The sequence below is a fragment of the Janthinobacterium sp. UMAB-60 genome (genome assembly GCF_900095235.1).
In the GTDB taxonomy this organism is placed as follows: domain Bacteria; phylum Pseudomonadota; class Gammaproteobacteria; order Burkholderiales; family Burkholderiaceae_D; genus Janthinobacterium.
Genome location: NZ_LT607505.1, coordinates 1 through 10,422, shown reverse-complemented (window position 1 = coordinate 10,422; position 10,422 = coordinate 1). Strand labels below are relative to the sequence as shown.

The 10,422-nt window shown below is 65.5% G+C and carries 10 protein-coding genes; 2 read left to right on the top strand and 8 right to left on the bottom strand.

The genetic code is table 11. From position 1 onward, the window contains the following. Positions 1–9: 9 nt before the first annotated feature. Both K0F86_RS25640 and K0F86_RS25635 read right to left on the bottom strand, forming a co-directional pair. The gene (locus K0F86_RS25640; protein ID WP_374197327.1) at positions 10–2,001 is read right to left on the bottom strand and encodes a c-type cytochrome; all 1,992 of its coding nucleotides are present in this window, start codon (positions 1,999–2,001) and stop codon (positions 10–12) included. A gap of 215 nt (positions 2,002–2,216) precedes the next feature. Beyond that, positions 2,217–3,113: a LysR family transcriptional regulator gene (locus K0F86_RS25635; RefSeq protein WP_219136953.1), complete on the bottom strand. Its 897-nt coding sequence runs from the start codon at positions 3,111–3,113 to the stop codon at positions 2,217–2,219. A 101-nt stretch (positions 3,114–3,214) separates the two neighbouring features. On the opposite strand from K0F86_RS25635, the gene K0F86_RS25630 reads away from it, so the two are divergent. Further along, complete coding sequence (locus K0F86_RS25630) at positions 3,215–4,675, top strand: amidase (protein ID WP_219136952.1); 1,461 nt, start codon at positions 3,215–3,217, stop codon at positions 4,673–4,675. A 99-nt stretch (positions 4,676–4,774) separates the two neighbouring features. On the opposite strand, the gene K0F86_RS25625 is transcribed toward K0F86_RS25630, so the two are convergent. The 5 genes from K0F86_RS25625 to K0F86_RS25605 all read right to left on the bottom strand — a co-directional run bounded on the left by K0F86_RS25625 (position 4,775) and on the right by K0F86_RS25605 (position 8,687). Next, a complete protein-coding gene (locus K0F86_RS25625) occupies positions 4,775–5,203 on the bottom strand; it encodes a DUF2061 domain-containing protein (protein WP_219136951.1) in 429 nt (142 codons plus the stop codon). Positions 5,204–5,353: 150 nt separating this feature from the next. Next, positions 5,354–6,085, bottom strand: coding sequence for a DUF4386 family protein (locus K0F86_RS25620; protein ID WP_219136950.1), 732 nt, complete (start codon positions 6,083–6,085; stop codon positions 5,354–5,356). Between the two features lie 166 nt (positions 6,086–6,251). Next, positions 6,252–7,043: a LytTR family DNA-binding domain-containing protein gene (locus tag K0F86_RS25615; protein WP_219136949.1), complete on the bottom strand. Its 792-nt coding sequence runs from the start codon at positions 7,041–7,043 to the stop codon at positions 6,252–6,254. Next, complete coding sequence (locus K0F86_RS25610; RefSeq protein ID WP_219136948.1) at positions 7,034–8,089, bottom strand: sensor histidine kinase; 1,056 nt, start codon at positions 8,087–8,089, stop codon at positions 7,034–7,036. The genes K0F86_RS25615 and K0F86_RS25610 overlap by 10 nt, the downstream gene beginning before the upstream one ends. Positions 8,090–8,285: 196 nt before the next feature. After that, positions 8,286–8,687 carry a nuclear transport factor 2 family protein gene (locus tag K0F86_RS25605; RefSeq protein WP_219136947.1) on the bottom strand — a complete coding sequence of 134 codons (402 nt, stop codon included), beginning with the start codon at positions 8,685–8,687 and terminating at the stop codon, positions 8,286–8,288. Positions 8,688–8,779: 92 nt separating this feature from the next. Between K0F86_RS25605 and K0F86_RS25600 the strand changes: the two genes are divergently transcribed. Next, on the top strand, positions 8,780–9,364 hold the full coding sequence (locus K0F86_RS25600) for a TetR family transcriptional regulator (RefSeq protein ID WP_219136946.1): 585 nt from the start codon (positions 8,780–8,782) through the stop codon (positions 9,362–9,364). A gap of 36 nt (positions 9,365–9,400) precedes the next feature. Here K0F86_RS25600 and K0F86_RS25595 read toward each other — a convergent pair. Beyond that, positions 9,401–10,422: chitinase (locus tag K0F86_RS25595; RefSeq protein ID WP_257572366.1), on the bottom strand; the 1,022-nt coding region annotated here is incomplete at its 5' end.

The following is a 10,422-nucleotide window of genomic DNA, read 5'->3' as shown; positions in this document are numbered from 1 at the left end:
ATGCACGATTCAGTAGCGCGCATCCTTGGGTTTGCCGCCCTTGGGCCAATCCTTCACCTTGTCGGGGAAGTCCGGGCGCGGCATGTGCGTAAAATATTCGGCCACGTCGACGGCGTCCTGGTCGGACAGGTTGCCTTGTCCCAGCGGGAATTTCTGGCCGTGGCCCATCACCATGTTGGCCTTGACGAAGCCGGCCGCCGTATAGGTACGGGCCATGCCGGCGCCGATATTGAACGAGCGCTCGCCCCACAACGGCGGGAAAGCGACGACGCCGTTGGCGGCCCGGATGCCTTCGCCATTCGCCGCATGGCAGACGGCGCATTGCTCCGCATACACTTTTTTACCATGCACGGGATCGGGCAGCAGAGCGCGGTCTATCTTCGCCACGCCGCGTCCCGCCACCTTGTCGCCCGCTTGCGTGGCGCCCTTCATCCAGTCGATGTAGGCGACCATCGCTTGCAGGTCGGGGCCGTCCACGGGCAGCGGCTTGCCGTGCATGGAGCGGCGGAAGCAGCCGTTGATGCGCTCGCCCAAGTTAATCACCTTGCCGGCGCGCGGCGCTTCCGAGGGGAAGAAGGCGGAGATGCCGAGGAAGGGCGAACCGTTCGCCACGGTACCGCCATTCAGGTGGCAGCTGCTGCAATTGAGGTCGTTGCCCACGTTTTGCGGCAGGCGGGCGCGCGTTTCCGTCATCAGCTGCATGCCGTGAATCAATTGATTGGCGTTCGGATCGGCCGTCAGAGCGGCGAAGCGGGGTGTGACGAAGCCGCCCGCGTCCAGTGCCTTGAGCTTGAGTTCCTTGCGCACCCTGGCGATCTGCGTGGGCGTGACGGGCGCGCCCTGGTTGCCCCACTTGCCGCGCACAAAGGTGAGGATTTCCGCCAGTTCCGTGTCCGACAGGCGGTCATACGACGGCATGCCGAACGAGCGGGGCGAGTGCTGCGTGACGGCCGACTGCCAGCCCGTCAGCGCGATATGAATGACGGAGGTGGCGTCCTTCGACTGCACCGAGTCGTTCTGCGCCAGCGGCGGGAAGATGTTTTCCACGCCACGGCCGTCGCGGCGGTGGCAGGTGGCGCAGAATTGCAGGTAGCCGAGGCCGCCGCGCGTGTTGTACAGCGCATCGTTGCTGGCCGCCGCGAGGGTCGCCGTTTTCTTCGGCGGCGCGGCCGCCCCGTCCTTGGCGGGCAAGCCGTGCAGGTAATGTGCCAGCGCATCGAGGTCGCCATCCGTGAAGTATTGCGTGCTGTGCGTGATGACTTCCGTCATGCTGCCGGCCGCCGTGCCGAAGCTGTTGCGGCCCGTCTTGAGCAATTGCACGATGTCGCCCGGCGTCCACAGATTGCGCAAGTTCACCGCATGCCAGCCGTCAAACGTAAAACCGGACAGGTAGTGCTTGCCGCTGCCGCCATCCTGGCCCATGGTTTTTTCCTGGAAAGCCACGCCGCGCGGCGTGTGGCAGGAGCCGCAATGGCCGAGGCCCTGGGCGATGTAGCTGCCCCGGTTCCACATGGCCGACTTGGCGCTGTCGGGCTTGAACGGCGCGTCGTCGAGGAAGACGGCGTTCCACAGCGACAAGCCCCAGCGCATGCTGAACGGCCATTTCATGTCCGTTTCGCGGTTTTGCTGCGCCACGGGCGCCACGCCGCGCTGCAGGTAGGCGTACAGCGCCTGCATGTCGTCGGGCGTGATCTTCGCGTAGGAAGGGTAGGGCATGGCCGGATACAGATTGTGCCCATCGGCCGCCACGCCCTTGCGCATGGCGCGGTCGAACTGGGCGAACGTGTACGTGCCCAGCCCGGTCTTCGCGTCCGGCGTGATATTCGTGCTGTAGATGGTGCCGAACGGCGTTTTCAGTTCCAGGCCGCCGGCCATGGCGGCGCCGTTCGGACTCGTGTGGCAGGCCACGCAGTCGCCCAGGCGGGCCACGTATTCGCCGCGCTTGATCAGTTCGGCCGACGTGACTGACGCCGCCGTCGCGCTGGCGCAGAAGACCAGCATGCCCAGGAGCATTGCCGCCAGCCAAGCAGTGATCGAAAAGGAAAAAGCGGGAGGACGGTGCGAACCGCGATGCAGGATGGAAATGGCGTTCATGGTGACCCTTTATTATTACGCGCAAGCTTACGCAATCGTCACCACGGCGAACATTGGGAACTTCTTTCGAGCAACTAGGTAATCTTCCCTAGTGTTTTACACTGGAAAATCGTGTAGGCAGGCTACAAACTGGCCATGATGCGTTCGCGCAGCCAGCGGTGCGCCGCGTCCAGGTGCATGCGCTCGTGCCAGACCATGGCCATCTCGTAATCGGGCAGGATCACGGGTGGCTCCCACGTGCGCAGCGCGCCCAGCGCATTCTTCAGCAGGCGCGACGGCAGCAAGGCCACCATGTCGGACTCTGCCAGCAAGGGCGGGACGATCAGGAAATGCGGCACGGACAGCACCACCTTGCGCGTGCGGCCCAGTTGCAGCAGCGCCGTATCGACGTTGCTGCGGAAGCCGCCGCCGTTCGGCGAGACGACGATGAATTCCAGCGCGCAAAACTGGTCGAGGTCGGGCGGGGTTTGCAGCAGCGGATGGTCGCGCCGGCCCGCCAGCACATAGTGCTCGGTAAACAGGGTACGGTGGCGTAAACCAGGCGGCGCTTCTTCCTGCGCCAGAAAGCCCAGGTCGACCTGGCCGCTTTCCATGTCGTGCGCCATGCGCGCCGGCACGGCTTCGAACACGGCCATGCGCGACAACGGCGCTTGCGCGCGCAGGGAGGCCAGCATGGGCAGCAAGATCGCATATTCGGTGGCGTCGGCCGCCGCCAGGTTCCAGCGCACGTCGGCCGTGGCCGGGTCGAAGGCCGATTCCGGCTGCAAGACTTGCTCCAGCTGGGCCAGCACGGCTTGCAACGGTGCAAACAGAGCCAACGCCCGGGCCGTGGGCAGCATGCCGCGCGGACCGGGCAAGAGCAGCGGATCGTCGAAGGCCGTGCGCAGCTTGCCCAACTGCACGCTGACGGAAGGCTGGCTCAGGTGCAGACGCGCCGCCGCCCGCGTGACGTTGCGCTCGATCAACAGCGCGTTCAGGGTCAGCAGCAGGTTCAAGTCCAGCTTGTGCAAATTGCTCATGGCTATACCTTGTATATCAACTATTCATTTCCACTATGATAGCGCAAGCCCTACAGTTGTTCCTGTGATTTTTATTCTTCACCTTTTACAGGAACTAACTGATGCAACTCCATGAATATACAAGCTTTGATGGGCTAGGACTGGCCCAGCTGCTGCGCACTGGCACTATTTCCGCCGCCGAATTGCACGACGCCGCCTTGCGCGCCTGCGCCGCCGTCAATCCGCAGATCAATGCCGTGGTCGGGCTGTGGCCGGCCGATTTCACGCACCTCGACCACGCGGCGCCGTTCGCCGGCGTGCCATTCCTGATCAAGGATGTGGCCGTCACCATGGCGGGCCAGCGCAGCGAAGCGGGCAGCCGCCTGGGCGCCGGCCATGTCGCGACCGTTGATTCCCACCTGATGACGCAATTCCGCGCAGCCGGCCTGGTGACGTTCGGGCGCACCAGCACGCCGGAAATGGCCTTTGCCACCACCACGGAACCCGTTTTATATGGCGTCACGCGCAACCCGTGGAACGTCAGCTTGAGCGCGGGCGGCTCCAGCGGCGGCGCGGCGGCGGCCGTGGCGGCCGGCATCGTGCCGCTGGCCCATGCGACGGACGCGGCCGGTTCCATCCGCATGCCGGCCGCATCGACGGGCCTGTTCGGCTTCAAGCCCAGCCGGGGACGGGTGTCGAACGGCCCCGCCATGGACGAAATCTTCAGCGGCCTGGGCGTGCAGCTGGGCGTGAGCCGCAGCGTGCGCGACAGCGCCGCCTTGCTCGACTGCGTGCAGGGCGTGCTGCCGGGCGAGCCGTATGTGACGAGTCCTCCTGAGCACAGCTGGCTGTCGCAGGTGGACGTGGCGCCGGGCAAGCTGCGCATCGCCGTGCAGCGCATCGCCAGCAATGGCGCCCGTCCCGTGCCTGCCGTCGATACCGCCCTGCAAGACACCGTGCGCCTGCTGGAAAGCCTGGGCCACCACGTGGAAGAAGTGCAACCGGCGCTGGGCGTGTCGTGGGACGCGTTCGTGCAGGCCAATGCCGGCATCTGGTGCGCCAACCTGGTGCCGTGGATCGATGCCCTGGCGCAGGAAAGCGGGCGCGCCGTGTCGCTCGATACGCTGGAAGCGGCCACTCTGGCCTGCTACCGGTACGGGCAGACGGTGTCGGCCGTCGATTTCGTCGCCGCGCTCGACGTGCGCAATACCGTCACGCGCCAGGCCGGCGCCTTGTTCGGCCAGTACGATGTGCTGCTCACGCCCACCATGCCGGATGTGCCGTGGCCGCTGGGGCGCTATGGAGAAAACGAGGAACAGCTCGATGGGCTGGGCTGGACGGCGCGCCTGTTCGAGCATTCGCCCTACACGCCGCTGGCCAACGTGGCGGGCTTGCCAGCCATGTCCGTGCCGCTGGCCATGTCGGATACAGGGCTGCCGATCGGCATGCAATTCATGGCGGGCTATGGGCAGGATGGAACCTTGCTGCGCCTGGCAGGGCAGCTGGAGCGGGCGGCGCCGTGGGGGCAGCGGCGTCCACCTGTGTGGGCGGGCAAGGTGCAAGCATGCCTTGCGGACGGCTGAAACCGGCCACCATAACGGTTTTGGCCAGCGACAAGAAGCCGAAATCCGGGGTCGGACCCGCCGGGTCCGACCCCAGTCCTTGTTCTTGGGTGAAAAGTATCAGGTGGGCATCGTAGCCAGCTGCGCCGCGCCCCGGCCTTCCATACGGAAACGAAATCGCTCCCACAGCCGGTCGTGGAAGGGCAGGACGATCACGTTGCAGATCGGCTCCACCACGGCCAGCAAGCCGCCGAAGGCCATGGAACCCGTGGCCCAGTACATGGCGCCGAAGGCCACGCCCATGTGCATGGCCGTCTGGCTCAGCTTTTCGCCGGCCAGGGCGGCAAAGCCTACGCGGCTGGCGGCGTAGCGGCGGCGGATCGCGTGCCAGGCTTTTTCATGCCATGGCAACAGGGCCACGTTGATGATCGGTTCGATGATGGCGGCCAAGCCACCGAGCGCCAGAGACCCCGTCAGCAAGTAGGCGAGGCCGAAGGCGATCGACATGTGCGTGCAGACCTGGCTGAATGTTTTGATGGCGGTGAACAAGGGATGCTCCTTTCTGTTGAATTCGCTTATCCTTGATTCAGATAGTAACGATTCTCATTTACAAAAGGAAGTAAAATATTTCAACCGAATCAATAGATAAAAACTATTAATAGTCTGCATTCCATTGCAGCCTCCACGATAACGACAGCATCAACCACCGGCAGGCCGCGGCGCCAGGCCCCGCAGCAAGAGCCACAGGCCGGTCAGCGGGTACGCCAGGCCCAGCGGAATCAGCAAGGCGTGCATCACGTCCAGTCCAAACAGTTCGCGCGCGACGGCGATCCACTGCAGCACGCCGGCCAGCATGCCGGCCAGGGCCAGCAGGCGCGGGATCGCCCGGGCGCGGTACAGCAGCAGATACATCAGGGTCACGCCCAGACCGCCCAGCAGCTTGTCCGGAAAGTGCACGCCGTTGCGCAGCCCCGTCAGCAGGGCGCGCGCCGGCTCATAGGCATTGCCGTCGGCGCCCGAGGCGAGGAAGGCGACGCTCAGGCTGCGCATGGCCAGCATCAGCGTGCCTTCGAACAGGCTCGTTGCCAGCGCCGCCGCCACCAGCGCCACGTAGCAGCGACTCAGCAGGGGGTGCTGCTCGCCGTACAGGCCGCGCAGGGCTGCCGCGATGGCCAGCCCGAGCAAGGCCGTGAGCAGCCCGAGCATGACGATCAGCCCCACCTGCAGCGGCATGCCGGCCGCCCGCAAGAGGAAGCCCGGCGCGGCAAATACTTGCTCCTGCAGCCAGAAATTCGACCAGATGCCCAGGCCGAAAATGAATAGCAAGCCCAGCCCCAGCCAGCGCCCCGGCGGGACGGCGGCCCCAGGCTGCAGCGGCGAGGTGAACAGGGGAGCGGCTTGCCGCGTGGCGGCGGAGATTGTTTGGTTCATCGATACACCTTTGTCGGAGTGGGATCAAGCCTGCCGAGGCAGGACCAGCCAGCGCAGTGTCGGCACACGGGCGCGCCGCGGCAAGGCCGATCCGACGCGTCACGCGCCCAGGGGGCCGAAGTGCGCCCATGCGCGATGAGTGACGCGGCCCTGCCGCGCCCGGAGACTATTCCGCCTTGAACAGGTGGAGGAAGGAGCGGCTGACCGGCAGCACTTCCGGCCGGTGCTTCAAGGTCACTTCGGCCGTCTCGTGCGCGCCGCGCACGACCTGGCGGATGGCATGCAGGTTGACCACCACGGCCCGGTGGATTTGCTGGAACTGCTGTGGATCAAGCTGCACCAGCAATTCCCTGAGGGAATTGCGCAGCAGCGCTTCGGCGGGCTTGCCCCCGTCGCGCCAGGCAACCAGCGTGTACTTGTCGTCGGACTTCAGGTAATCGACATCATCGACCGGTATCAGCCGCACGGCCGGCCCCACGCTGGCGCGCAGCCAGCGCAGCGCAGCTGGCGCGGGTCCCGGCGCGGGGGCGGCCTGCAGGTACGCCGCCAGTTGCCGCAACAGCGTCTCGCTGGCCGCGCCGGGCTGGATGGTCGCCAGGCGTTCGCGCAAGCGCGTCACGGTACCGGCCAGGCGGGCCAATTGCACCGGCTTGACCAGGTAGTCGAGCGCGCCCTGCTCGAAGGCGCGCACCGCGTACTGGTCATAGGCGGTGACAAAGACCAGGTGGGCGCGGCGGCCGATCTGGCTGGCCACGTCCACGCCGGACAGGCCAGGCATGTGCACATCGAGGAAGCAGACCGTCGGCTGGTGCCGCTCGAACAGCGCGAGCGCCTCTGGTCCGTTGCGCGCTTCGGCCACGACCAGCAGCTCCGGCCAGCACTCGGCCAGCTGGCGCCGCAGGCTGGCGCGCAGCAAGGGTTCATCATCGGCAATCAGGGCGGTCAGGTTCATGGCCATGCGGGGCATTCTATGGAAACACGGAAACCGTGGGGGGCCAGTTCGCTGATGCGCAAGGCCGCTTCGCCGCCAAACATCAACGCCAGGCGCTCGCGCAGGCTGCCAAGCCCCGTGCCCAGGCCGGGGCTGCCCGCTTGCAGGCCCGCTCCGGTATCGCTGACCTCGATATGGCAACGGCCATGCGCCTCGGTAATGAGCACATCGATGCGCCCGCCATCCATGCAGGGATCGATGCCATGGCGCACCGCGTTCTCGACCAGGGTCATCAGGGTCATGGGCGGGCACTGCAGTCTTTCGCAGCCGGGCGCAACGTTGATGCCGAACTGCAGGCGGTCTGGCATGCGCATCTGCATCAGCACCAGATACGCGCGCACCATTTCCAGTTCCTGTTCCAGGCGGGTGGCCGCTTCGTTCAGGCGCGGCACGGCGGCCCGCAGATACGTGACCAGATGCGCCAGGACGGGCGCCGCATGGCTGGACCCCGCATCGAGCAGGGCTTGCAGGCTGGCCAGCGTATTGAACAGGAAATGCGGCTGGACCTGGGCCTGCAGCAGCCACACGCGCGCATCGCGGGCCTGGCGTTCCAGCTCGCCGCGCCGGCGCTCGGCTTCGCGCACGCGGGCGTCGCGCTGGCGCAGCAGGGCGGCCATCGCTGTCCATGGGCCGAGCAACAATCCCAGGAAAGCGAGCGATATATAGCTCTGCAACCGCTCCGGCACCTGCCAGAATGGCGGCGCACCGGGCTTGGTATTGAGCAGATACAGGCTGGCCAGGGTCAGCATGATCGCCAGCGCCACGCCCACCACCTGCAACACCCAGTGGGCCAGCCTGCCGGGCAAGCGGCGCGGCCAGCGCTCGAACAGGCCATACGCCAGCAGCGCCGCCAGCGCCGGCAGGAAGACCGCCATGGCCAGGTACCCTAACGGGTCTTCCCATGACAGGGTGAACAGGGCGAATTCGAATAGTGCAGCCAGCCCGGCCACGCACAAGCGTCGCGCGGACAGGCAGGTTCGCAGGCCATCGATAACGGAGCGCAGTGTGTACATGAATGTGACGCCCCCAGGAATTGCCATAAGAGCAGCAGAATAGGGCAAAGCCACGCGGTAAGCAACAGCGGCAGGCATGAAGCACGCTTTCCCGCGCGCCAGCGACGCCCTGCGGGGCCGGGCCGCGATGGCGCCACGAGCGCCGCGCAAGTCCGGGCAGGCCCGCAGCGGCTCGATGGTGCCGCATGTGAGCAGGTCAGCGTATTGCCGTCGCCTGCGACCAGACGGCTTGCCAGCGACCATCGCGCCATTCATAGCTATCCATATGCCAGTAGCGGGCGCGCGGCACGGCGTGGCCGCCGAAGACGATTTCCAGCTGCGCCGAGTAACGCAGGACGGCGGCCGTGCCGTACAGGCGCACGCTGAACGCTTCCGGTTCCCAGCTCAGATAGCGCATGTGGCCGGAGGCGATGGCGCCCAGGTATTGTTCCCGCGACAGCATGCTGCCGATCGGCGTGATCAGCTGGAAGTCGTCCGCATGCAGGACGCGCGCCGCCTGCATATCGGCAGCCACGAGGGCGCGCAAACGGCAGCGTTCCGTGTGGCGCAGCAGGTCCATCTGCTGTTCTTCAGTCAGTGCGGCATTGAAATCGATCATGGCAGTCCTGTTCGGGTAGGTGATTGACACTTTGACGGTTTTTGTCCAAAAGTCATGTTGACACTATATGACCATAGTGTCAACATGCCCACATGACAAGCGATCCCCCTAAAAGCCAGCAGATTCTCGATGCGGCGCTGGCCGTGTTTTGCCGTTACGGCTACCGCAAGACGTCCATGCTCGACATCGCGCAGGCGGCCGGCATGTCGCGCGCGGCGCTATATTTGCACTTCAAGAACAAGGAGGACGTGTTCCGTGCCGGCTCCGAACGGGCCCATGCCACCGTGATGGCGCACGTGGCGGCGGCGCTGGACGCACCTGGTCCCGTTTTTGCGCGCATCGAAACGGCGCTGCTGGCATTCCAGCAAGGCTTGATGGCGGAAATTTCAGCCAGCGCCCACGGACAGGAATTGTTCGACGCCAACATGACCCTGGCCGCCGACATCACCTTGAAGGCGCGGGCAACCTTGGTGGCGTCGCTGGCCGGCGCACTGGAACAGGCCGAGGCGGCGGGCGATATCGCGCTGCGCCGGGTGGACGCGACTGCCGCGCACGTTGCCGGCTTGCTGGTGGCCACCATGGATGGCATCAAGCACACGCAAGGGGGAGGGGAGATGCTACGCCAGGGCATCGCGCTGCAGATGCGCGTGCTGGGCGCGGCGCTGCTGCGCATGTGAGCGGCCAAGCCCGCATGCGCAGTCGGGCCAAGGCTGTTACGGCAGGGTTTTCAGCACGGTCTTCGTCGGCACGGAGAAAGTATAGTTGTCGTGGCGGTCCCAGTTGATCGACCACGTCATCACGCCGCGGAAGTCCGGATACGCCTGCAGCGGCTTGATGGTGCCGCAGTTGAGCAGGCGCGTCAGGCAATTCAAAGCATTGCTGACGTCGGCATTCGTCGTGAAACCGGAGCCGGCCGAGCTGCGGCCGGACGGCACGCCGAAGCCCACCTGGTCCGGACGCAAGCCGGCGAAGGTGTTGCCGCCATAGTTAAAACCTTCGATCAGCATGCGCGCCGTGGCCACCAGCTGATCGGCCGAGCCCGCCTTGATGGCGCCTGTGGCGTACGGTGTGTAGATGTCGCCATTGTTGTAGTACTGCGGGTGCAGCACCGTCAGCTCGCTGCGCAAGGCATTGATGATGGGAATGTAGGCGCCCCAGATGCTGCCGTAGCTCGTGTAGCCCCCTTCCACGTACACCCATTCCGGCGCCATCGACAAATAAAAGCTGCTGCCGACCCTGGCTTTCAGGTTTTTCACGGCGATCGGCAGATACGTCTGGATGGCCGCGCCTTGCGCCACGCCATTTTCCAGGTCGAGGTCGATGCCATCGAAACCGTATTTGGTGATGATGGCGTACAGGCTGTTGGTAAAATTCGTCGCTTCGGCCGTGTTGCCGACGGACACGGAACCATTTTGCCCGCCCAGCGACAGGATGACTTTCTTGCCCTTGGCCCGCTTGGCCGCCACGTCGGCGATGAATTGCGCTTCCGTGCCCGCGCCCGGATCGATGGTCAGGCTGACATTGCCGCCACCCGCGTTGTCGCCGAACGAGACGACGATCACGTCCCAGTCGTCGCTGACCTGGCTGATCGGATACGTCGCGCCGCTGGGATTGGTGAAGTTGTGCCAGTAGCCGATCAGCGCGTGTTTGGCAAAGCCGGTGGGCGTAGGCGTCGGTGTAGGAGTCGGTGTAGGAGTCGGTGTAGGAGTCGGCGTTGGGGTTGGCGTAGGAGTCG

Coding starts and splice junctions, on each gene's coding strand:
- K0F86_RS25640 (WP_374197327.1), bottom strand. CDS start 2,001: ATGCTGGTCTTCTGCGCCAGCGCGACGGCGGCGTCAGTCACGTCGGCC.
- K0F86_RS25635 (WP_219136953.1), bottom strand. CDS start 3,113: ATGAGCAATTTGCACAAGCTGGACTTGAACCTGCTGCTGACCCTGAAC.
- K0F86_RS25630 (WP_219136952.1), top strand. CDS start 3,215: ATGCAACTCCATGAATATACAAGCTTTGATGGGCTAGGACTGGCCCAG.
- K0F86_RS25620 (WP_219136950.1), bottom strand. CDS start 6,085: ATGAACCAAACAATCTCCGCCGCCACGCGGCAAGCCGCTCCCCTGTTC.
- K0F86_RS25615 (WP_219136949.1), bottom strand. CDS start 7,043: ATGGCCATGAACCTGACCGCCCTGATTGCCGATGATGAACCCTTGCTG.
- K0F86_RS25610 (WP_219136948.1), bottom strand. CDS start 8,089: ATGTACACACTGCGCTCCGTTATCGATGGCCTGCGAACCTGCCTGTCC.
- K0F86_RS25605 (WP_219136947.1), bottom strand. CDS start 8,687: ATGATCGATTTCAATGCCGCACTGACTGAAGAACAGCAGATGGACCTG.
- K0F86_RS25600 (WP_219136946.1), top strand. CDS start 8,780: ATGACAAGCGATCCCCCTAAAAGCCAGCAGATTCTCGATGCGGCGCTG.